This window comes from Streptomyces sp. NPDC051105, from assembly GCF_040682795.1.
In the GTDB taxonomy this organism is placed as follows: Bacteria; Actinomycetota; Actinomycetes; order Streptomycetales; family Streptomycetaceae; genus Streptomyces.
The window spans coordinates 100615-122777 of record NZ_JBFBBR010000002.1 but is presented as its reverse complement, the minus strand read 5'-3'; the positions used below and the strand labels follow the sequence as shown (position 1 = coordinate 122777).

Genomic DNA, 22163 nt, shown 5'->3' with positions numbered 1-22163 from the left:
CCCGGCATGCCGCGGGTTCGCATTACTCCCCCGGTAGCTTCAACCTGGCCGCCTCGACGGCTGACCGAAGCCGGAGCAACGAGGCACGGTGCGAAGGGAAGAGGGAGATGGCGGAATCCTTCGTCATCCGCGCCGCTCGACAGGGTGCGGGCGATCAACCGGTGGACCGTGGTGATGGGTCGGTACGCGGCCCAGACACTCGGTGACCCCGGCCCAGACACTCGGTGACCTCGGCGCCGACGTGATCAAGATCGGGTCGTCCTCCGACACCGTACGGGTGGGCCGGCACCGCGTCCCGCCGGTACGACCACACTGAACCGGAACGCCAACTGCACCCAGTGCACGCGGACGTCGCCGCACGCAATCCGGCCTTGCCGGCGTCGACTACGCCAGACTGGACAGAGGGGTGCGCCAGGCACAGCATCCCGATGGCTCCCATGCTGGAGCTGGAGCACGCCCACGGCAGCCCGCTGCCCGATCTCGCCCTTCCCTCACACCACGCATCCTTCCAGGAGGGCACATGCCTACCCTTGACCGCCAGGACAACGTCTTCGTGCTCGACCTCGGAGACGGTGAGAACCGCTTCCACCCCGACTGGATCGCGTCCGTCGACGCCGCCCTGAACGAGGTGGAGAAGGCAGCAGGACCGCGAGCCCTGGTGAGCGCCGCGACGGGCAAGTTCTACTCCAACGGCCTGGACCTGGAGTGGCTGTCCGGCCACGCCGACCAGCACCAGGACTACATCGTCTCCGTCCATGAGCTCTTCGCCCGCGTGCTCTCGCTACCGATGATCACCGTGGCAGCCCTGCAGGGGCACACCTTCGCCGCGGGCGCGATGTTCTCCCTCGCGCACGACTTCCGCGTCATGCGCGCCGACCGTGGCTACTGGTGCCTGCCCGAAGCCGACATCAACCTCCCCTTCACGCCCGGCATGTCCGCCCTGATCCAGTCCCGGCTGGCGCCGCAGACCGCGCACGAGGCCATGGTCACCGCCCGCCGCTACGGCGGGTCGGACGCCGCGGCCCTCGGCATCGTCGACCGGGCGGTCGCCGAGGACGCCGTGCGCTCCACGGCCGTGGAGATCGCCCAGGCACAGCTGAGCAAGGCCGGCGGCACCCTCGGCACCATCAAGGCTCGGCTGTACGGCTCGGCTCTGGCGTCCCTCCGCGACACGGTCAACCCACGCGGCTGACGCCGCAGGCAACCGACGGAGGGCGCCGGGCCCCCACTGCTGCGGGTGCCCGGCCCAGCGGCCGGACCAGTGTGATCCTGGGAATGAGCCGGGCACGTGGCCCGGTGGTGGACGTCTGCGAGCATCACGACCACCAGCGCCCCGCACCACTGCCTCGGAACACCGTCCGTATCTCGCCCACCCCCGACCTCCGCCCAGCAGGGGGCATACGTCCGACGCGGTTGATCACTGGTCCGTCACGCCGAGTAAACCAAGCGCGCGGGCCAGGACCGGCCCCAGGGCTCGGGCGCAGCCGTCCTCGATCTTGAGGGCCAGGGCACGGGCACGGCCGTGGGGCAGAGCGACCGCTTGGACCGCTTCCGCGCCCACCTCCGACAGGACGCCCGGTACCTCCCGCATGAGCCAGGTGTCGTGGCGGCGGGTGCCGGCGACGTCCTTGGGGGTGGGCTCGCACGGCGTCGGCAACCTGCCGCTCGGGCGTGGTGGGGACGGCGAGTACGAAAAAGACGGTGGGCTGGTTCTACGTGCTGATCTGTCGGTCAGGTCAGGGCTTGCCGACCAAGGAGGTCGGGGGTCCAGCAGTGTGCGGTCGAACTCTCCGGGCGCCCGCACCGCTTTATCGAAAGACTCCTGCGAAGTAGGCTCCCTGTCTGCGTTTTTGCAGGTCAAGGGCATTTTGAACAGCTTGTGGCCAGTAACGCGTTCGGGGTGGCGTCTCCCAGGTGTCGCAGAACCCGCACTGATCGATGCCCCCGGACCCCCACCCCACGACCGGGCGGGATCAGCGTACGCGACGGTGTTCGAAGGCCGGCCCGGTGCCGGATGGCATGCGCAGGCGTGCTCAATACCCGTACGGCGCGGGCGCGATGACCCGACCGGCCCGGCCGGGAGTGCTTGCCCGGCGACTCTTCGGGTACGGCGTTTGCATAGGTGATACATGCAATGACCGCGGGACTCTGAAAGCGATGCCTCCGTGACTGGTCTGAGTGATTCCAGGGACGAACCATCAGGCGGACCGCGCGACGGCCCCGTCTCCCTCTCCGCGGCGCTGGCCGACGCCGTGGACCGTCTGACCCACCTGTGGTCGGACGCCGCACAGAGTGCGAGCCTGCGCCTGTCGCCGCACCAACTGCGCGCACTGCGGATTCTGGAGGATGAGCCGGGCCTCAACCTCACCGCCTTGGCGGTGGGCATGAAGATCGGGCTGCCGACCGCCAGCAGGCTGTGCGACCGGCTGGAAGCGGCCGGTCTGCTGGAGCGCGTGCTGCATCCGCACAAACGGCGCGAGGTACGACTGCTCCTGACAGGGCAGGGCCACCGGATCCTGGACGAGGTGGCCGTGCGCAGAGCACGCGCCCTGGCCGTCGTGCTCGGGGCGATGGAGCCGGCCGAGCGGGAGGCTCTCGGGCAAGGGCTCCAGGGGTTTCTGGCCGCCCACGACCGCGGAACGCGGGGACGTCCCGCCCCCGGCCCCTGACGGGGCCCCGGGGCGGGTCGGCCCCGCCGGGCGTTCCCGCGGCAGGGGGCGAGGACCCGCGGAGCGGGTCAGGACTGCTGGGGGCGTCCGCGCCAGTCCAGGCAGACGACCAAGGCGTCGTCGGTGGCCATGACGGCTTCACCCCGGTGTCCTGCCAGTTCGCGCAGGATGGCGCGGGATACCTCGGCGGCGGGAAGCAGTCGGGTGGAGTGGATGGCCCGGGCGAGCGCCCGATCCCCGTATGCCTCGCCCTTCGGGGAGTGCACCGCGTGGACGCCGTCGCTGACGAAGACGAGCCGGTCCCCGGGCTCGACCTCGAATTCCTGCGCCACGTAGTCCGTCTCCTCGAACATGCCCAGGGGGAGTTGCGCCTCGAAGGGGACACGTTCGACGGTGCCGCCGCGCAGCCGCAGGAGCTGTGGGGAGCCCGCGTCCACGACGCTCACCCGTCCGGTGTCCAGGTCGAAGTCGAACATGAGGACGGACAGATAGCGCTGGCCTCGGTAGTGGGCGTAGACGGCCTGGTCGGCGAGGGCCGCCTGGTCGGCGATGGAGATGCCGGCGCGGCGCGCATTACGCAGGGCGTTGATGGCGAGGCTGGTCAGCAGAGCCGCCTCTATGCCCTCGCCCATGCCGTTCGTGACATACAGCATCAGACGATCGGCGGTGGCGGACCAGTCGAAGTTGTCGCCGAAGACGGCGTAGGCGGGCTCCAGCTGGCCGCCCAGGTCGTACTCGGGCCGGGTGCAGGAGCGACCGGGCAGCAACTGCCACTGGATCTCGGCCGCCAGGGTGAGCCGGTCCTTGCGCCGGGCCTGGAGATACAGGTCCGTGTCGCGCTCGGCCACGAGCACCTCGTGCGCCAGCACATCGGCGATCTCGGCCAGTTCGGACACACATCCGCGTGCCGCGTCGCCGTCGGGCAGCGTCACGGACAGCACGCCCAGCCGGTCGCCGCGCACGCTGACCGGCAGGTGGACGTGCATCCGCCGGTCCTGGCCCTCTTCGCAGTAGGGCTCCTGCGAACCGAAGGCCCGCCCGGCAGGGCTGCCGTGTACCGGCACCGGCACCAGGTTGTGCGGCCGTACCGACACCGGCTGCAGTGCCGTCAGGCCGTAGTCGGCCATGAAGAGCTCGACGGCCTCCGCGCCGTACAGCTCGGTGAGCACGACGCGGACGGCGTCCAGCAACTCGTGGGGAGCCGCTGTGCGCACGGCGCGCTCAGCGGTCTGGAATCTGTTCACGATGAGGAATGCACCATTCTTTCTCCCGGCAACGTGCGGGCCCGGCCGCGTGGGCGCGGCGTCGCGAAGAGCCGCGTCGGTCGTTCCGAGGGAGGTGTGGGCTGGGGCTCCTAGTAGGCTGAAAGGTGCCCCAGTGCCTGTGAGAGTGTGATCGTGACTGCCTTGCGCCGCCGCCCAGAGCCCGATGAGGTCGCACGCGTGACCACCAAGGCTGTTGAGCTGCTGGAAGTTGTGTGGGGCCGTGCCTCGACCGCGCCTACCTCTGCCTCCCAGTTGCGGGTGCTGCACATCCTGGAGCACCACGACGGCATCAACCTGCGCACACTCGCCGAATCCCTGGCCTCCACCCCTCCGTCCACGAGCCGACTGTGCGACCGGCTACAGGCCGCGGGATTCATCGAGCGCGTGATGGGTGCGGAGGACCGACGGGAGGTACGGCTGCATCTCAGCGGCCGGGGCCGCTCCTTCCTGGCCGACCTGCGTGCCCGTCGGGAGAGTGAGCTGCAGAAGGTGCTGGCGGACATGCCCGCCGCCAAGCGTGTCGCCCTTCTGGAGGGACTTGAGGCGTTCTGCGCCACCGCGGCGACGCAGATACCCGACGAGGCCCCCGAATCCGACAGCCGGACCGCCTGAACAACCCTTCACGGCACCGGTGCCACCACCGCTCCGTGACGGTGGCGACCGGCGCCAGTGGCCCCTGTCCACCGGAACATTCCAGGTCCTTCCCCGTGTACGTCCGACTCGGCTACTCTGTTGCCTCATGGCTACTATTGTCAAACGACAACAGTTCCTGATGTGGCTCTTACACCGTCCGACTACCCTTGTATTGACGCGAACCGCGTCAATTGTGCGAAATGTCTCATAAATCCGGAAACTGGAAGGGACCTGGAACGGCCCAAGGGTGACCGGAACGCGCGCACGTACCGCACGGCCCGTCGAAAGCCAATGACACGAGGAAGGCGCGATGCCCGCGGCTCCCGAACTGAGAGTGCATATCGACCGCGGCGAGCAGACCTTCGTGATCACCGTGCGCGGTCAAGTCGACTACGCCGACGCCGAGGGCTTCGAACAGGCATGGGAAGCGGCCGATCGTGCGGCGATGCCCGTGACAGCGGTCGATCTGACGCAGGTCACCTTCGCCGACAGCATGCTCCTCAACGCCCTCATCGAGGCCCGTCTCCGCCATCGGGCCACCGGGCGCGACCTGGTGCTGATCGGACCCCTGCGACCGGCCGTCGGCCGGCTCCTGACGATCACCGGCGCCATCCGGCTGTTCACCATCACCGAGACCGGCCCCCGCGGCGACGGGGCGGCCGCCTCGTGAAGGAGGGCGACAGCGGGTGGGCCAGTGTCCCCGGGTGACGCTCAGCGCGCCACGCGGTGATGCCTTCCCCCGTGTCGCAGTCGGACCGCGGCGTAGACGAGGTCGGCGAGAAGCACTACCCCACCAATGATCAGCAGGTAGAACAGTCCGTGGGCGGCGAACCCGATGATGCCCAGGACGAGGGCAACGAGGATCAGAAGCAGGAACAGGCTCATCGGCTCTCCTGTCGGCCGTCGGCTTCGGTGGGTTCGGTGGGTTCAGTGGGTTCAGTGGATTCGGTGGGTTCGGTGGGTCAGCGGCGGGCGAGGCGGCGCTCACCGCCCGCGCCCGGGGTGTAGGCGAGTTCGTAGTGCGCGAACACCGCAGGCTCCTGCGAGGCCGGCAGCTCGCCGTCCGTGTCGATGGCGGGGGCCTTCTTGACGGTGTCCTTGTCGTAGGCGACCTTCAGATAGGACGGACCGACGGTCGCGTCCGCGAGCGGAACGAACACCAGGCGGCGGCGGGTGGGCAGACCGACCGTCACGGTGGCGTAGAAAGGCTGGTCGGTCGCGGTGTCGACGTAGACCGATTCCAGGACGCCGACCTTCTGCCCGGAGGCGTCGACCACATCGTGACCGCGCCACTCTCGGATATCGCCTGCTTCGAACATCAGGTACCTCCGTGGGGACGGGTACCCCTGATCGCCCGGTTGACGCCGTCGACCGGGCAGGCCGCCGTGGGGGGGGGCGACTACCAGCGCATCCGCGCGACCGCACCGCCGGGCCGCCCGCCGCACCGCCGGGCCGCCCACCGTACCGCCGGGCCGCCCGCCGGACCGGCGCCGCGAGCCCGGCGCGCAAGCGTGGCGCGCGGTGCACCTGAACCATGGGTTTCTCCCGCGCCCGGTCAGTCCGCCGTGTGCGCCGCGACCGGTGGTCGCTCGGCGGGTCGGGCTGTGCGTCAACGGGTCGCCGGTCCCCGCCGGCCCTCGCGCTCGCGCTCGCGCCGGCTCCTCAGCACGCCGGTGGTCCCGCCGCCCGCGCATCCCGGGATCGGACAGACCGTCGGCCACGTCTGGGACGAGGCCCCGCGGACGGAGGCGTTCCCGGACAGCGGTGAGGACATCGCCGCCCTGCGATACGACAGACTCCACCACGACCAGCAGTGCTGAGGTCCCCGTCGCGTCATCGGGGTATCAGCACGCCGCCACCCGGATGCCCACGAGGCAGGTGTCGTCGTCGGTGTCGGATCTGCTGTGGGTCAGCAGGCGGTCCAACTGCTGCTCCAGGGTCGACGGAACCGTGCGCGCGGTCGTCAGCATCTGCGCCAGGGATTCCTCCACGGACCGGTCACGGCGCTCGATCAGGCCGTCCGTGTACATCAACAACGTGTCGTCGACGGCGAGTTGAACCTCGTGCTCCTGGTACTCGGCCTCGGGCACGGCACCCAGCAGCAGCCCTCTGACCAGGGGCAGCGGCTCCGCCTCACCGCCACGGACCAGCACGGGCGGCAGATGACCGGCCCGCGCCCAGCGCAGGGTGTGGCGGTCTGGGTCGTAGAGACCGCACACCGCGGTGGCGGTGACGGAACCGGTCAGGTGATGGGTCACCATGTTCAGCCAGGACAGCAACTGCCCCGGTCCGGCGCCGGTCACGGCGAGCCCGCGCAGCGCGTTGCGCAGGACGACCATGCTGGTGGCCGCCTCGATGCCGTGTCCGGCGACGTCGCCCACGCACACCAGCACCAGCCCGGACGGCAGCACCACCGCGTCGTACCAGTCGCCGCCGACCAGATGCTGGGTCTCCGCGGGCCGGTAGCGCACGGCCAGGTCAAGGCCGGGGACCTCCAGCGGGGCCTGCGCGGGCGGCATGATGGCGTGCTGGAGCTGGAGGGTGAGCCGGTTGCGTTCGCTGGCCTGCTGCTCGGAGTGGGCGAGCTGGACGCGGGTCGCGGCGAGAGCGACCTCGGTCCAGTGGTGTGCGGAGATGTCCTGGTATGCGCCGCGTACGACGTACAGCTGCCCGCTGGAGTCGAGGACGGGTTCGGCCGCCACCCGGATATGGCGGGTGACCCCGTCGGGGCGCTGCAGGCGGAAGGCCGTGGACGCGGGCCGGCGGTGGTGCAGCAGGGTGCGCAGGAAGCGGCCGATGGTGACGGCGTCGTCGGGGTGGGCATGGGCGGGCAGGTCCTCCAGCGGCACCGGGGCGTCGGAGGCGGGCTTGCCGTACAGGTGGTACAGCTGGCCGTTCCAGGTGATCTCGCCGGTGAGGAGGTTCTCCTCGAAGCCGCCGATACGGCCGAGGCGCTGCGCGTGCTGGAGCAGGCTGGCCAAGCGGGCCGTCTCGTCCTCGATGCGCCAGATGAGCAGGACGCAGTCTCCGTGCCGGCTGATGTTGATGTCGGCGACCGCCGCCAGGGGGACCTCGTCGACCAGGGCGGTGAGCCGCATGCGGTGGGCGCGGTAGGGCTCACCGGTGGCGTAGACGCGCTCGACGCGCTCGAAGAGCTCGCTGTGGCCGGCGGCCATCGGATAGGTCTCCAGCAGCAGGGCGCCGTTGATGACGGCCCGGGGCCTGCCGCCGGGGTCCAGGAAGCGGCCGTTGACGTGGTGGATGCGGAAGTCGACGAGGTCACCGTCGGCGTCCAGATGCGGCAGGAGCACCAGGGCGGGGTCGTGGAGTCCGTCGGCCAGGTCCATCAGCTCGGTGACACCGGGCAGGACGGGCCGGCCACCGTCACTGGGGGCCTGGTCCGGGGCTCCGGTGTCCAGGGTGTGCGCGCACAGTTCGGCCAGGGCCTCGATCTGCCGGAACACCGGCGCGGGAGGCGTGTCCAACGGGGCGGGCCAGACGATCTCCAGTACGCCGTGGATGCGCCCGCCGGTGCCGGCCGCCACGGCGACCCGGCCGCCCTCGGGATAATAGTGCTGGCCGATGGAGGGCAGCCCGGTCTCGGCCAGGCTGCGGATCCAGTGACCCGATCGCTCGGCGAGGCCGCGGCGGCCCACCGTCGCCACCCCCGGCGGCACATGCCGCCAGCGCCCGGCCTCGGCGGAGGAGAATCCGGCGTGGCCGGCCAGGGTGAGCGAGCCGTCGGCGCCCAGTGACCAGATGGCGACCGCCTCCGCACCCAGGGGGGCCAGCGCGTGTTCCAGCAGGGACTCGGCCACGGCCTGGGTGTCCTGGGCGGCCAGCGCACCGCTCTCGGCGGCCCGCAGCCGTACGGCGGAGGAGTGGCTGCCCGCCGAGTCGGCGGCCTCGGTACCGGCCGCAGTGGCCGCGAAAAAGGCGGCGGTCACCTCCGACATCCGGTCCTGTGCGGCCTGGTTGATGACATCGACCGCCAACTCGAGCGGTGTCACCCCCGCCTGCTCGGCGAGCTCGGCCAGCTGCCGGGCCGCCTGCGCCGGGCCACAGCTCAGCCGCTCGACCAGGATGCCCTTGGCCAGCTCGATCAGGGCCCGCCCGTCGGCCTCGGCATGCGCCGCCCGCACCTCGCGGCGCAGCCGCTCCACGGTCGCCGCCAGTCTGCCGAGGGGGGACGACCGGCCGGGCTCGTCCGGTTCACCGGTGGCGGCTTCCCGGGTGCCGCCGACCGCACCGGGCAGCTCGACTCCCGCCGGGGCGACGCCTTCCGGCGTGCACGGCTCACCCGCCAGGTCGTCGGAACCGGGCGGTTGGGGAGGTTCGGGCGATGGACGGAGATCACTCACGGTGGGCCTGCTTCTCGGCTGGGGGCACCCGGGGCGTTACGCGGCCGGCTGGTGGAAGCGGTGGGGTGGCGCGCTGTCACACGGCCAGCCAGCGACGGACGCGGGCGATGAGGTCGTTCGCGTCGACGGGCTTGGTGATGTAGTCGTTGGCCCCCGAGGCGAGGCTCTTCTCCTGGTCCCCCGGCATGGCCTTCGCGGTGACGGCGATGATGGGCAGCTCCGCGTACCGGGGCATGGCGCGGATCTCCGCGGTGGCGGAGTAGCCGTCCATCTCCGGCATCATCACGTCCATCAGCACCAGGCAGATGTCCGGGTGGGCTAGCAGCATCTCGATGCCCTTGCGGCCGTTGTCGGCGTGCAGGACCTCGAAACCGTGCAGTTCCAGCACCCCGCTGAGGGCGAAGAGGTTGCGTGCGTCGTCGTCGACCACCAGGACCGTCCGGCCGAGGAAGGAGTCGTCCACCACCTGCGCGGCCGGGCGGTGCGGCTCCTCGGCGCGCACCAGCGACAGTACGTCACCGGGCTGTTCGGCGGACAGGTGCAGGGTGATGCGCTCGCGCAGCTCGTCCAGACTGGCCAGGAAGTCCAGCGGACGGCCGCCCGCGAGGGCGCGCAGCGCCTGCTCCTGCGCCAGATCCACCCGATGCCCGGTGTGCACCAGGACGGGCACGCTGGCCAGCGCGGAGTCGCCGCGCAAGGCCTCCAGGAAGTCCGCGCCCTCCTTGCCGGGCATGCCCAGTTCCAGGACGACGCAGTGGCAGGGTTCGGCCGCCAGCGTGCTCGCCGCCTCCTGCGCCCCTACGGCGGTGATGAGGTCGATCGCACCGTGCGGATCGCCGGGGTCGTGCGCGAGGTCCGCCACGGCCCGCTCGGCGACCAGGGTGAGCAGACCGCGCGGGCGCTCCTCGATCACCAGGAGGCGGCGCCTGCGGTGCTCGGGGACCGGCACGGGACCGGCCGCCAGCCGGGGCGCCGGTGCCGCCTCGGACGCGGCGACGGCACTGGGCTGCTCCACCGGCCGGCCGCCGGTCTCCAGCAGCTCCTCGAAGTCGGCGCGTGCGACGGGCAGGTACAGCGTGAACGTACTGCCCTGGCCGGGGGTGCTGTCGACGGTGACGGCGCCGCCGAGCAGATGGGCGATCTCCCGCGTGATGGACAGGCCGAGACCGGTGCCGCCGTACTTGCGGCTGGTGGTCCCGTCGGCCTGCTGGAAGGCGCCGAAAATCGTCTCCAGCTGCTGACGGGGGATGCCGATGCCGGTGTCGACGACCCGGAAGGCCACCACCGGACCACCGCGGAGGACGACCGGCGGCACCTCCCGGTCGGCGGCCGGTTCGATCCGTAGCTGAACGCCGCCATGCTCGGTGAACTTCACCGCGTTGGACAGCAGGTTGCGCAGGATCTGACGCAGCCGGGAGTCGTCGGTGAGCAGATCGGCGGGCGTGCCGGTGGCGGTGGCCACCGTGAACTCCAGGCTCTTCTGGGTGGTCATCGGCCGGAACGTCGCCTCGACGTACTCCAGCAGCTGGCGTAGCGGGACCCGCTCGGGCGTCACGTCCATCTTGCCGGCCTCCACCTTGGAGAGGTCGAGGATGTCGTTGATCAGCTGCAGCAGGTCCGAGCCCGCCGAGTGGATGATGCCCGCGTACTCGACCTGCTTCGGGGTGAGGTTGCGCGAGGGGTTCTGGGCCAGCAACTGGGCCAGGATCAGCAGGCTGTTGAGCGGGGTGCGCAGCTCGTGGCTCATGTTGGCCAGGAACTCCGACTTGTACTTGGAGGCCAGCGCCAGCTGCTGAGCGCGGGTCTCCAGTTCCTGCCTCGCCTGCTCGATCTGGAGGTTCTTCGCCTCGATGTCACGGTTCTGCGAGGCCAGCAGGGACGCCTTCTCCTCCAGCTCGGCGTTGGAGCGCTGCAGTTCGTCCTGCTGCACCTGCAACTCCTCCGACCTGGCCTGCAGTTCGGAGGTCAGCCGCTGGGACTCCCCCAGCAGCTCGTCGGTGCGGGCGTTGGCCACGATGGTGTTGAGGTTCACGCCGATGGTCGGCATCAGCTGGGTGAGGAAGTCCTGGTGGATCTGGGTGAAGCGGCTCAGCGAGGCCAGTTCGATCACGCCGAGGACCTGCTCCTCGACCACGATGGGCAGCACGACCAGCGCACTGGGCACGGCCTGCCCGAGTCCGGAGGAGATGGTGACGTAGCCCTCCGGCACCTCCTCGACGGTGATGACACGCCGGTTGCGTGCGGCCTGCCCGACCAGGGAACGCCCGACCGGGATCCGGGTGGGCCGCTCCGCGTCGTCCGGATAGCCGTACGAGCCCACCAGGCGCAGTTCCTGGCCGCGCTCGGTCTCCTCCGCCAGGTAGAAGGCGCCGTACTGGGCCGACGCCAGCGGGGTGAGCTCGTCCATGATCAGCTCGGCGACCACGGGCAGGTCGCGGTGGCCCTGCATCAGGCCGGAGATCCGGGCGAGGTTGGTCTTGAGCCAGTCCTGTTCCTGGTTGGCCCGGGTGGTCTCGCGCAGGGACTCCACCATGGAGTTGATGTTGTCCTTGAGGTCGGCGACCTCGCCCGACGCCACCACGGTGATGGAGCGGGTCAGGTCGCCTTCCGCGACGGCGCTCGTGACCTCGGCGATCGCCCGCACCTGCCGGGTGAGGTTCCCGGCCAGCTCGTTGACGTTCTCCGTCAGCCGCTTCCAGGTGCCCTCGACACCCTCCACCTCTGCCTGACCGCCCAGCCGGCCCTCGCTGCCGACCTCGCGGGCGACGCGGGTGACCTCGGCGGCGAACGACGACAGCTGGTCGACCATCGTGTTGATGGTGGTCTTCAGCTCCAGGATCTCGCCCCGGGCGTCGACGTCGATCTTCTTCGAGAGGTCGCCGTTGGCCACCGCGGTCGTCACCAGGGCGATGTTGCGCACCTGCCCGGTGAGGTTGTTGGCCATGGAGTTGACGTTGTCCGTCAGGTCCTTCCAGGTCCCCGCCACGTTCGGCACATGGGCCTGCCCGCCCAGGCGGCCCTCGGTGCCCACCTCGCGCGCCACCCGGGTGACCTCGTCGGCGAACGCCGACAGCGTGTCGACCATGGTGTTGATGACGTCCGCCAGGGCGGCGACCTCGCCCTTGGCCTCCACGGTGATCTTCTGCGAGAGATCACCGCGCGCGACAGCCGTGGCGACCTGGGCGATCGAACGGACCTGCCCGGTCAGATTGGACGCCATCACGTTGACGTTGTCCGTGAGATCCTTCCAGGTCCCCGACACGCCCCGCACGATCGCCTGGCCGCCGAGGTTGCCCTCGGTGCCGACCTCGCGGGCGACGCGGGTGACCTCGTCGGCGAAGGCGGAGAGCTGGTCGACCATCGTGTTGATGGTGTTCTTCAGTTCCAGGATCTCGCCCCGGGCGTCCACGGTGATCTTCTGGGAGAGATCGCCCTGCGCCACCGCGGTGGCCACCTGGGCGACATTGCGGACCTGCGCGGTGAGGTTGCCCCCCATGAAGTTCACGGAGTCGGTCAGGTCGCGCCAGGTGCCCTTGACTCCCTTGACGTCCGCCTGTCCGCCGAGCCGGCCTTCGGTGCCGACCTCGCGGGCGACACGGGTGACCTCGTCGGCGAAGGCGGAGAGCTGGTCGACCATCGTGTTGATGGTGTTCTTCAGTTCCAGGATCTCGCCCCGGGCGTCCACGGTGATCTTCTGGGAGAGATCGCCCTGCGCCACCGCGGTCGTCACCTGGGCGATGTTGCGGACCTGCGATGTGAGATTTCCGGCCATGAAGTTGACCGAATCGGTCAGGTCACGCCAGACGCCGGCGACCCCGGGCACCTGCGCCTGGCCGCCCAGCCGTCCCTCGCTGCCCACTTCGCGGGCGACGCGGGTGACCTCGTCGGCGAAGGCGGAGAGCTGGTCGACCATCGTGTTGACGGTCTCCTTGAGCTGGAGGATCTCCCCGCGCGCGGGTACGTCGATCTTCTGGGACAGATCGCCTCTCGCCACCGCCGTGGCCACCTGGGCGATGTCACGGACCTGCGTGGTCAGATTGCCCGCCATGGCGTTGACCGAGTCGGTCAGATCCGCCCAGGTGCCGGAGACCCCGGGGACCTGCGCCTGGCCACCCAGGGTGCCCTCGGTGCCCACCTCGCGTGCCACCCGCGTCACTTCCGAGGTGAACAGGGACAGCTGGTCGACCATGCCGTTGAAGACCGTGGCGATGTCGCCCAGCAGGCCCTGTCCGTCGGAGGGCAGCCGGGTGCCGAAGTCACCGTCCCGTACCGCCGTCAGGCCGGCCAGCAGCTGCCGCAACTCCTGCTCGCCCGGCCCCTGGACCTGGGCGTCCATCGACATGCCGCTCATGCACACCCTCGTTCCGCTCCCCAGGGTCCCCACCCCGAGGACCCGGAACCTCGCCGGAGCAGTAGAGCTCCGCCCACCAGCGGCGATTCCGCGTTCGACGGTCTCGCCCCCACAAGAAATCGGTCGCAGGTTAACTCAGTTGTCGGCCGACAACCAAAGTCTGGCGCGACTATGAGAGCGCACCGAAATCAAGGGCGAGAAGGGCGGAATACCCGGGCCGGTTCGGGGTACCCGATGGGGTTCGCCCGAAGGTGGAGCCCTGGAAGGACGCCGACCCGGGATCCCGCCGATGGCCGCCACGGAACCCGGCCGGCCCGTCCCTCGGGAGCCGATCAGGAGCCCGCAGGACGGCCCCGGGGCCCGTGCCTCATCCCCGGCAGGCCGGCGCAGCCCGAGGGACCGGCGCGCCGGCCGCAGCCCGAGCGACCCGCACCGTCACCGCTGCCGCCGCCACCACGTTCCCGTTGTCGACATCACTGTGCTTCCGCAGTGTGCTTCCGTCGACGCCGTCACGCCGCGATGGCGTCCCGCACGGTCGGGTGGCAGGTGGCGAGGGTGTCGAGGCCCACCAGCTGCACGGTGCGCAGCACGGAGTCCCTGACCCCCGCGAGACGCAGCCACCCCTGCGCGGCCCGAGTCGCCTGGTGGGTGGCGATCAGGGCGTTGATCCCGCTGGAGTCCATGAAGGTGACCCCGCTCAGGTCGACGACGACCCGGGAGCCGGCGGTGGGGTCCGCCGGAGGCATGGCCCGGGCCAGAGCGCCCACACTCTCGTAGTCGATCTCGCCGCGGAGGCCGAGCACGGTGATGCCTTCGACGTCGGTCCGGGTGACGGACAGCTCGCCGTGATTCATCGCTCTTTGTTCGTCTGCCACGTGCGTCCTCCGCACCTTCGATCCGGGCCGCGTCACCTCGTCGCAGCCAACGTGCCCAGGGATGCGCAGTGCGATGCACGAGACGGGCCATCCGAATCCGGGCGGCGCGGGAGTAACACGGCGGATCGCCGGGTAGACGGGCCGCCATGAACGGGGTATCGCGGTTCGCCGGCAGGGAGTCCGTCCCGGCCGAGGAGTGTTGCCGGACGGCGGACGCCGCACCCGCCGATGCCACCATCGCACTGGACGGAGCGGATGGCTGTATCGCCGACGCGCGAACCCGGACAGCGGAGTTCCTGTCGCACGCCGAGTCCGAGCAGGGACTGCCGGTACCGGCCCGCACCCGCGAGCTGGCGCAGCTGGTGGTCAGCGAGCTCGTCACCAACGCGCTGAAGTACGCGCCGGGACCGGTGCTGCTGCGCCTGGGTGTCGCCGGTGGCGCGGTGGAGATCGAGGTGTGGGACACCGATCCGACCCTTCCGCTGGCCCGGACGACCGACGCCGGACGGGTGGGCCAGCACGGTCTGGAGATCGTGCTGGCCGTGGTACAGGGCTTCGAGGCACGACGGGAGTCCGTGGGCAAGCGCGTCACGGCCCGGCTGGCGTTGTTCGGCTGACGGCCGCCGGGCGGTGCGATCGTCCCAGCGGTGGAGTCGTCGGCCGGCCGCAGCGCGCACCGCACCCGTTCGGCGTAACGTGAGCCGCTGGGGCGGCTTCGAGCCACGCAGGGTGCCCATGCCGTGCGTCGGCCCGCCGGTCCCCGTGGCCTGCACCTCTCACGAGTCAGGAGCGCATCATGGCGACACCTGTCCGCCGGCCCGCGGGCCGCGGCCCCGCTGCCCGGCGCACCGCCGTCGGGCTCGCCACCACCTTGCTCGCCGTCGGCGCGTGCAGCGCCCCGGCCGCAGGGGAGGAAGCCCACCGCGTGTCCGCCACCACCTGCGCCGACAAGGTCTATACGGGAATGACCCAGGCGCAGCGGGTCGGCCAGCTGTTCATGGGCGGGGTCGCCGCCGCCCGCCCCAGCACCACGGATCTGCGCACCCTGCGTACCTACCATGTCGGGTCCGTCATGCTGACCGGGCGCAGCACCGCCGGCACCACGGCGACGAAGAAGGTCGTCGACGGGGTGCGCGCGCAGGCGGACACGGTCGCCGGCCACCGGGTCGGGCTGCTCGTGGCCACCGACCAGGAAGGCGGACAGGTCCAGGTGCTCAGCGGCCCCGGCTTCTCCGTCATGCCCAACGCCCTGACCCAGGGCACGTGGAGCACGACGACACTGCGCGCCCGCGCCGAGACCTGGGCCAAGCAGCTCAAGGCGGCGGGTCTCGACCTCAATCTCGCCCCGGTCGCCGACGTGGTGCCGGCGAGCCTCGGCACCCGCAACGCTCCCATCGGGCGCTACTACCGTGAGTACGGACACACCCCCGCCGTGGTGACCTCGGGCACCGGCGCCTTCGCCGCGGGCTTCCGCACGGCCGGGGTCATGACCACCTTCAAGCACTTCCCCGGGCTCGGCCAGGTCATCGGGAACACCGACACCACCGCGAACGTCGTCGACTCGGTGACCACCGCCTCCAGCGCGAGCCTCCAGCCGTTCCGCAGCGGGATCGCGGCCGGCACGCCGTTCGTGATGGTCTCCTCGGCGAAGTACACCAAGATCGACTCCAAGCACCTGGCCGTGTTCTCCCCGACCGTCATCAACTCGCTGCTGCGCACCAAGTTCGGCTTCAAGGGAGTCGTCATCTCCGACGACATCGGCCAGGCGGTCGCGGTCCGCGCCTACACCCCGGCCCAGCGGGCGGTGGACTTCCTGACCGCGGGCGGCGACATGATCCTCACGGTCAAGGCGTCGACGGTGCCGGCGATGGTGCAGGGCGTGCAGGCCCGGATGGCGACGAGTGCCTCCTTCCGCGCCACGGTCGCGGCCTCCGTCCACCGCATCCTCACGGCCAAGGCCAACGCGGGCGGGCTCACCTGCGGCTGAGACCCGCTCCCGACCCGGACGGCCCGTATTTACTTACGGCTGGTTGAGCAGTCCAGACTGATAAACCTAGTATTAGTACATGTGAAGACAGACATAGCCTCCGAGGCCGGCGGTACCCGCGGTCCGAGCGACGCCTCCCTGCTCGCCGCCGAGCTCCGGCTCGCGGTGGGCCGTATGACGCGGCGGCTGCGGCAGGCCCACGCGGTGGGGGACGTATCGCTCTCGGGCGTGTCCGTGCTCGCCCGGCTGGCTGCCGACGGACCCGACTCCCCCACGTCGCTCGCCGAGATGGAGCGGGTGCGGCCGCAGGCCATGGCCACCACCCTCGCCCACCTCGAACAGCGTGGCCTGGTCCGCCGTACCCCCGATGCCGCGGACGGGCGGCGGAGCATCGCGGCCGTCACCGACGAGGGGCGGGCCATGCTGGCCGAGCGGCGCTCCGAATCGGTGCAGCGGCTCGCGCAGGTCCTCGACACGTTCTCCGCCGAGGAGCGCGAGACCCTGGGAGCGGCCGTGCCGCTCCTCGCCCGGCTGGCGGAACAGCTGTGAGCGCCCGTATCCGGCCCGGCTCCCCGCGCTCGGGCCGCCACAAGGACACCCCGCCCGGGCCGGGCTACAAGTGGGTCGCGCTCTCGAACACCACCCTGGGCGTGCTGATCGCCACGATGGACGCGTCGATCGTGATCATCTCGCTGCCGGCGATCTTCCGCGGCATCGGCCTCGACCCGCTCGCACCGGGCAACATCGGGTATCTGCTCTGGATGATCCTGGGGTACCTGCTGGTCTCCGCGGTCCTCGTGGTCGTACTCGGGCGGCTCGGCGACATGTTCGGGCGGGTGAGGATCTACAACTTCGGGTTCCTGATCTTCGCCTGTGCGTCGGTCGCGCTGTCGCTCGACCCGTTCCGCGCGGGGGCGGGCGCGCTGTGGCTGATCCTGTGGCGGATCGTGCAGGCCTTCGGCGGGTCCATGCTCACCGCCAACTCGGCCGCCATCCTCACCGACGCCTTCCCCACCCGGCAGCGCGGCATGGCGCTCGGCATCAACCAGATCACCGCGCTGGCGGGCCAGTTCCTCGGTCTGCTCGCGGGCGGTCTGCTCGCCGTCGTCGACTGGCGCGCCGTGTTCTGGGTGAGCGTCCCGGTCAGCATCACCGGAACGATCTGGTCGTACCTGAGCCTGCGCGAGACCTCGACGGGCCGGCCCGGCCGGATCGACTGGCTGGGCAACATCACCTTCGCGGCGGGCGCCGGGATCCTGCTGGCCGGGATCACGTACGGGATCCAGCCCTACGGCGACAGTGCCACCGGCTGGGGGAACCCATGGGTGCTGACCGGCCTGATCGGTGGCGTCGGTCTGCTGCTGGCCTTCTGCGTCATCGAGACGCGGGTCGCCGAGCCCATGTTCAACCTGGCGCTCTTCAAGAACAGGGCGTTCGCGGCGGGCAACGTGGCCGCCCTGCTGACCTCGATCGCGCGCGGCGGCCTGCAGTTCATGCTCATCATCTGGCTGCAGGGCATCTGGCTGCCGCTGCACGGCTACGACTTCGAGGACACCCCGCTGTGGGCCGGCATCTTCATGCTCCCGCTCACGCTCGGGTTCCTCGTCGCGGGCCCGGTCTCCGGCTATCTGTCGGACCGGTTCGGCGCCCGGTTCTTCTCCACCGCCGGACTGGTGGTGGTCATGCTGTCCTTCCTCGGCCTGCTCGCGCTGCCCGTCGACTTCGACTACGGGCTGTTCGCGGCGCTGCTGCTGCTCAACGGGCTCGGCCAGGGCATGTTCTCGGCACCCAACACGTCCTCGATCATGGGCAGCGTCCCGGCCGAGTACCGGGGTGTCGCCTCGGGCATGCGCTCGACCTTCCAGAACTCCGGTACGGCGCTGTCCATCGGCGTCTTCTTCTCGCTGATGGTCTCCGGCCTCGCCTCCTCGCTCCCGGAGACGCTGAAGAGCGGGCTCATGGCACACGGCGTGCCGGCCGCCTCCGCCGCGCACGCCGCCTCACTGCCGCCGGTGAGCACGCTCTTCGCGACGTTCCTCGGCAACAACCCGATCCAGCACCTGCTCTCCTCCGAGGGCGTCCTGGACCATGTGACCCGGGCCCAGCGGTCCGTCCTGACCGGTCACACCTTCTTCCCGCAACTGGTCTCCGGTCCGTTCCACCACGGCCTGGGCATCGTGTTCGGCGTGGCCGCGGGCATGGCCCTGGTCTCCGCCGTGGCCTCGGCCCTGCGCGGCAGCCACCGGCCCGGCCAGGACCGCCAGGACCGTCCGGAGCCGAAGGACCAGCCGCAGGTGCGGACGGCAGAGCCCCGGCACAACGCTCCGTCCTGAAAGACACGGGTGCCCCGGCGGAGGTCCGCCGGGGCACCCGTGTTCCGCTCAGGGAGCGACGGTCACGGGTACGAGGCGAGGTTCGCCACGTTGGTCGAGGAGTTCGACGGGCCTCCCGTGTTGTTGATGACGTGGCTGATGGTGCCGGTGCCGCCCAGCGAGACCGTCACCATGCTGGTGAAGCGGACGCCCGAGTTGTTCGGTGCCTCGACGGCGTGCGCCGCGACCACGCTGGGGTTGACGTTGAAGTAGCAGTAGCTGCCGAGGCCGTACACCTGGTGGCTGGTGACCGAGTCGGCGACCTTGTAGGCCGCGTAGCCCTGGGTCGAGCCGTTCATCCAGGCCGCCTGGTTGGGCGGGTCGTACGGCATCTCGTTCTGGTAGAAGTACGTCTTGCCGCCGTTGCCGTTCCAGACGGTCTGGTACTTCTGGAAGTGCTCGACGAACAGGCCGTACATCGTCACGTTGTCGCCGTTGACGACCAGGCCGGTGTCGGCGGTGTTGCTGGTCCAGCCGACTCCGCTGCCGTGGTCGGCGCGCCAGATCCACATGTGGTCGCCGATGACGTTGTCGCTGTTGACGACCAGGCTGGTGGTGGCCTTGCCGACGCCCGCTCCGCCGACCCGGAAGTACACGTCGTGCAGCGAGGTCGGGTCGGCCGCGTGCGAGGCCGAGGAGTTGCTCGGCCCGACCTCCACCAGGGTGGACGAGTTGGTGGTGCCGGCGTCGAAGAGCAGGCCCGCGATCTGGACGCCGTCGACGTCCGCGACCTTCATGGCGGTGACGCCGTTGTCCGGGACGAAGGTGGCGAGGCCGAGGCCCAGCACGACGGTGTCGGCGCGGTTGATCTGCAGGGTCTGGTCGAGGTGGTAGACACCCGGGGTGACCAGGAGGTTCTTCCCCGCCGTGAGGGCCGCGTTGATCTGGGAGGCGGTGGCCCCCGGCTTCACGATGTAGAAGCTGTCCAGTGAGAGCGACGACCCGGCGGCGGAACCCGAACTCCAGCTGGTTCCACTGGTGTTGGACCGTGCGGACGGCACGAACACCTGGTAGTTGCCGGCGCCGTCGACGTACAGGAACGGCTTCTCACGGGTCACCGGGCTCTGCGCGACCGTGGTGTCCGGCGGGCTGGGGAAGGTGGTGGACGGCACGCCCGTGCTGCCCACGAAGACCATGTTCCAGTTGGAGCCGGTCCAGCTGCCGAGCTGCGAGTTGCGGGTCAGCCACTGCTGCTGGCTGCCGGAGTTGACCTGCCCGGTGATCTGGCTGTCGGCGATCAGACCGCCGCTGGACCAGCCGCCGTCGTCCAGGGCGAGGTTGCCGCGCAGATGCACCCGGCGGTAGGCGGACGCCTGCGAGACCGCCCAACGGTCGCTGCCGCTCGTCGGGTTGACGGAGAGGTTCTCCGCGCCGCGCCAGAAGTTCTGGGTGGCGTTGCCCTGGAACCAGTCGGCCTCGGTGTGCACCGCGCCGTTGACCGAGACCGCGTCCGGGGACAGCCCCAGGCCGAGGACCTGGGTGTAGAAGCCGACGTTGACGTCCGCGCTGTAGGCGCCCGGCTTGAACATCACGGCGTAGCGCTGGGAGCCGAACTGGTTGGTCTGCTGCTGCTGGAAGATCGAGTCCAGCTTGCTCTGGATGGTCGCGGCGGACATCGACGGGTCGAAGATCACCACGTTGGAGCCCAGGTCAGGGTTGCTCGTCTGAGCCACGGGCACGACCTGGAACCGCTGGGCGGCGGTGCCGTTGCAGGTGTACTGCACGAACTGCACACTGTCGGCGGTGGAAGCACCGGGGTCGTCCAGGCACTTGCCGCTGTTGCGGTTGACGAAGTGGTAGGCGCCGCCGCCGTCGTCCACCGGCAGCCACTGCTGGTTGTTGCCGCCGCCGTAGGTCCACAGCTGCACGGCCGCGCTGTCGGCCGTGGAGACGCCGGTGACGTCCAGGACCTCGTTGGTGTTGTTGGCGTTGTTGATGCGGACGTAGCCGTCGCTGGTGGTGGTGAAACTCCACTGCTGGGCGGTGGAGTTGTTGCAGGCGTACTGCTGGACGACGGTGCCGTCGGCGGTGGCGGCGGCCTTGGCGTCCACGCACTTGCCGCTCGCCGCGTTGAGCAGGGTGACGTTGCCGGTGGGCAGCGTGGCGGCGGACGCGGGCGCGGCGGCGCCGGCCGCGGTCAGCAGGGAGGCGGCGACAACGGCCACCGCTGCGGCGGCCGTTGCTCTGCGGCGCCGGGGAAGGCTGGGCACGAGTTCTCCTGTTCGGGGGTTCAGCCGGTGTAGCCGGCGAAGACGCGCGTGTAGTCCCAGTTGGACTGGCTCACGCCGGAGCAGCTGTCGGCGGACCCGCCGGTGCAGGGCCGGTCACGGTTGGCGGACCAGAAGGTGAGCCGGGCCAGATGGTGCTGCTGGGCGTAGGCGAGGATGGTCCGGAAGTCGGCGACCGTCACGGTCTCGCTGTTGTCGGTGATGCCGTTCATGGACGAGATGCCCATGTCCCGGTAGGCCGTGTCGTCGCTGTAGCCGTACGCGTTCTTCAGCGCGTTCTTGAGTCCCTCGGCCGCCTGGGTGGTGAGGTTGCCCATGTTCTGGCCGGCGCCGCCGAAGTCGAACGGCATGATGGCCCAGGCGTCGACGGTCAGCCCGGAGGACGCGGCCCGGTTGATCAGGCTGGTGTCGGGGCCGCTCTGGCCGGTGCCGATGGTGATGTACACCTTCAGGCCGGAGTTGTTGGCCTTCACCGTCTTCAGCGCGTCCACGACCCGCTGCTGCACGGTCCCGTTGCTGTAGGCGTCGGCTTCGAGGTCGATGTCGATGGCCTTGAGACCGCCGTAGGCGTTGATGACCTTCTGGTAGGCCGCCGCCAGTTCGCCCGCGCTGGAGCAGGAGCTCTCCAGCTTGTTGCCGCTGTAGCCGCCGAAGGACGGGATGACGTCACCGCCGTTGGCGCGCACGGTGTTGATGGTGCTCTGGTCGACGCCGCCGGTCAGCGCCCGGCTGCCGTCCCACTGCGGGTTGCAGTAGCCGTTGCTGAGGACGAACGCGAGCGTGTAGTACTTCACGCCGGTCGCGTTGGTGATCGTGGTCGGGCTCGGCGGGTCGCCCCAGCCATTGTACAGGTACGGCGCCACGGCCATCGGCGAGGACGGGGTGGTGCCGCCGCCGGCCGCCGGGGCGGTCCACTTCTGGTTGGCGGTGCCCGCGCAGGTCCAGATCTGGGCGCGGGTGCCGTTGGCGGACGAGTTGCCCGTCGCGTCCAGGCACTTGTTGGCCTGCGGGTTGACGATGTCGTGGGCGGAGGTGACCGTCCACTGCTGGTTGGCGCCGCCGGAACAGGTCCACAGCTGGGCCTTGGCGCCGTCGGCGGTCGAATTGCCGGTCACGTCGAGGCACTTGCCGAGGGCGCGGATGGTGCCGTCGCTGCCGACCGTCCACTGCTGGGCGGCGGTGCCGTTGCAGTCGTAGAGCTGGACGGCCGTGCCGTCGGCTGAGCTGGCTCCGGCGACATCGAGGCACTTGCCGCCGAGGCCGGTGATGGTGCCGGTGGCCGCCTGCGCCGGAGCGGCGGTGAGCAGGCCTGCGGAGAGCGTCAGCGCGGCTATGGAGACAGCCGTGGGGAGAGGTCTGGCCATATGCGGGGGGTGGCCTTTCACGCGGGGGGTGGCAGCACGATGTGTCCCAACACCCCTT

At 70.4% G+C, this 22163-nt stretch carries 16 protein-coding genes and 1 pseudogene; 8 read left to right on the top strand and 9 right to left on the bottom strand.

The window, feature by feature from the left end; all coding sequences use genetic code 11:
- The first annotated feature begins 520 nt into the window (after positions 1–520).
- Complete coding sequence (locus tag AB0N16_RS04530; protein ID WP_365792993.1) at positions 521–1192, top strand: enoyl-CoA hydratase-related protein; 672 nt, start codon at positions 521–523, stop codon at positions 1190–1192.
- 124 nt (positions 1193–1316) lie between these two features.
- On the opposite strand, the pseudogene AB0N16_RS04525 reads toward AB0N16_RS04530, so the two are convergent.
- Positions 1317–1694: pseudogene (locus tag AB0N16_RS04525) on the bottom strand (asparaginase); the annotation flags it as partial.
- Positions 1695–2165: 471 nt separating this feature from the next.
- Here AB0N16_RS04525 and AB0N16_RS04520 point away from each other — a divergent pair.
- Positions 2166–2669 carry a MarR family transcriptional regulator gene (locus AB0N16_RS04520; RefSeq protein ID WP_365792991.1) on the top strand — a complete coding sequence of 168 codons (504 nt, stop codon included), beginning with the start codon at positions 2166–2168 and terminating at the stop codon, positions 2667–2669.
- Between the two features lie 68 nt (positions 2670–2737).
- Here the strand turns inward: AB0N16_RS04520 and AB0N16_RS04515 are convergent, their stop codons facing one another.
- Entirely contained in the window at positions 2738–3913 is a 1176-nt protein-coding gene (locus AB0N16_RS04515) for a PP2C family protein-serine/threonine phosphatase (protein ID WP_365792989.1), read from the bottom strand.
- A gap of 198 nt (positions 3914–4111) precedes the next feature.
- On the opposite strand from AB0N16_RS04515, the gene AB0N16_RS04510 reads away from it, so the two are divergent.
- Entirely contained in the window at positions 4112–4546 is a 435-nt protein-coding gene (locus AB0N16_RS04510) for a MarR family transcriptional regulator (protein ID WP_365792987.1), read from the top strand.
- A 331-nt stretch (positions 4547–4877) separates the two neighbouring features.
- A complete protein-coding gene (locus AB0N16_RS04505; RefSeq protein ID WP_365792985.1) occupies positions 4878–5237 on the top strand; it encodes an STAS domain-containing protein in 360 nt (119 codons plus the stop codon).
- A gap of 41 nt (positions 5238–5278) precedes the next feature.
- Here AB0N16_RS04505 and AB0N16_RS04500 read toward each other — a convergent pair whose 3' ends face one another.
- The 5 genes from AB0N16_RS04500 to AB0N16_RS04480 form a co-directional block, all read right to left on the bottom strand.
- Complete coding sequence (locus AB0N16_RS04500) at positions 5279–5452, bottom strand: hypothetical protein (protein ID WP_365792983.1); 174 nt, start codon at positions 5450–5452, stop codon at positions 5279–5281.
- A gap of 77 nt (positions 5453–5529) precedes the next feature.
- Positions 5530–5886: a PRC-barrel domain-containing protein gene (locus AB0N16_RS04495; protein WP_365792981.1), complete on the bottom strand. Its 357-nt coding sequence runs from the start codon at positions 5884–5886 to the stop codon at positions 5530–5532.
- A gap of 525 nt (positions 5887–6411) precedes the next feature.
- Positions 6412–8928, bottom strand: a complete 2517-nt coding sequence (locus tag AB0N16_RS04490) for a SpoIIE family protein phosphatase (protein WP_365792979.1) — start codon at positions 8926–8928, stop codon at positions 6412–6414.
- A gap of 76 nt (positions 8929–9004) precedes the next feature.
- Positions 9005–13279 (bottom strand): HAMP domain-containing protein, encoded by a 4275-nt coding sequence (locus AB0N16_RS04485; protein ID WP_365792977.1) that lies wholly within the window; start codon positions 13277–13279, stop codon positions 9005–9007.
- 509 nt (positions 13280–13788) lie between these two features.
- Positions 13789–14133: an STAS domain-containing protein gene (locus tag AB0N16_RS04480; protein ID WP_365792975.1), complete on the bottom strand. Its 345-nt coding sequence runs from the start codon at positions 14131–14133 to the stop codon at positions 13789–13791.
- Between the two features lie 167 nt (positions 14134–14300).
- Between AB0N16_RS04480 and AB0N16_RS04475 the strand changes: the two genes are divergently transcribed.
- From AB0N16_RS04475 to AB0N16_RS04460, 4 genes are all read left to right on the top strand, one after another.
- The gene (locus AB0N16_RS04475; RefSeq protein WP_365792973.1) at positions 14301–14771 is read left to right on the top strand and encodes an ATP-binding protein; all 471 of its coding nucleotides are present in this window, start codon (positions 14301–14303) and stop codon (positions 14769–14771) included.
- A gap of 179 nt (positions 14772–14950) precedes the next feature.
- A complete protein-coding gene (locus AB0N16_RS04470; protein WP_365792971.1) occupies positions 14951–16141 on the top strand; it encodes a glycoside hydrolase family 3 N-terminal domain-containing protein in 1191 nt (396 codons plus the stop codon).
- Positions 16142–16222: 81 nt separating this feature from the next.
- The gene (locus AB0N16_RS04465) at positions 16223–16690 is read left to right on the top strand and encodes a MarR family transcriptional regulator (RefSeq protein WP_365792969.1); all 468 of its coding nucleotides are present in this window, start codon (positions 16223–16225) and stop codon (positions 16688–16690) included.
- 116 nt (positions 16691–16806) lie between these two features.
- A complete protein-coding gene (locus tag AB0N16_RS04460) occupies positions 16807–18474 on the top strand; it encodes an MFS transporter (protein ID WP_365794017.1) in 1668 nt (555 codons plus the stop codon).
- Between the two features lie 62 nt (positions 18475–18536).
- On the opposite strand, the gene AB0N16_RS04455 is transcribed toward AB0N16_RS04460, so the two are convergent.
- Both AB0N16_RS04455 and AB0N16_RS04450 read right to left on the bottom strand, forming a co-directional pair.
- Positions 18537–20723 (bottom strand): RICIN domain-containing protein, encoded by a 2187-nt coding sequence (locus AB0N16_RS04455; RefSeq protein ID WP_365792967.1) that lies wholly within the window; start codon positions 20721–20723, stop codon positions 18537–18539.
- 20 nt (positions 20724–20743) lie between these two features.
- On the bottom strand, positions 20744–22105 hold the full coding sequence (locus AB0N16_RS04450; RefSeq protein WP_365792965.1) for a lectin: 1362 nt from the start codon (positions 22103–22105) through the stop codon (positions 20744–20746).
- Between the last annotated feature and the right edge of the window lie 58 nt (positions 22106–22163).

Excerpts from the sequence above, each read along its gene's own strand:
- AB0N16_RS04485 (WP_365792977.1), bottom strand. The coding sequence starts at position 13,279 with ATGAGCGGCATGTCGATGGACGCCCAGGTCCAGGGGCCGGGCGAGCAG.
- AB0N16_RS04505 (WP_365792985.1), top strand. The coding sequence starts at position 4,878 with ATGCCCGCGGCTCCCGAACTGAGAGTGCATATCGACCGCGGCGAGCAG.
- AB0N16_RS04495 (WP_365792981.1), bottom strand. The coding sequence starts at position 5,886 with ATGTTCGAAGCAGGCGATATCCGAGAGTGGCGCGGTCACGATGTGGTC.
- AB0N16_RS04470 (WP_365792971.1), top strand. The coding sequence starts at position 14,951 with ATGGCGACACCTGTCCGCCGGCCCGCGGGCCGCGGCCCCGCTGCCCGG.
- AB0N16_RS04530 (WP_365792993.1), top strand. The coding sequence starts at position 521 with ATGCCTACCCTTGACCGCCAGGACAACGTCTTCGTGCTCGACCTCGGA.
- AB0N16_RS04480 (WP_365792975.1), bottom strand. The coding sequence starts at position 14,133 with ATGAATCACGGCGAGCTGTCCGTCACCCGGACCGACGTCGAAGGCATC.
- AB0N16_RS04460 (WP_365794017.1), top strand. The coding sequence starts at position 16,807 with ATGGACGCGTCGATCGTGATCATCTCGCTGCCGGCGATCTTCCGCGGC.
- AB0N16_RS04475 (WP_365792973.1), top strand. The coding sequence starts at position 14,301 with ATGAACGGGGTATCGCGGTTCGCCGGCAGGGAGTCCGTCCCGGCCGAG.
- AB0N16_RS04450 (WP_365792965.1), bottom strand. The coding sequence starts at position 22,105 with ATGGCCAGACCTCTCCCCACGGCTGTCTCCATAGCCGCGCTGACGCTC.
- AB0N16_RS04500 (WP_365792983.1), bottom strand. The coding sequence starts at position 5,452 with ATGAGCCTGTTCCTGCTTCTGATCCTCGTTGCCCTCGTCCTGGGCATC.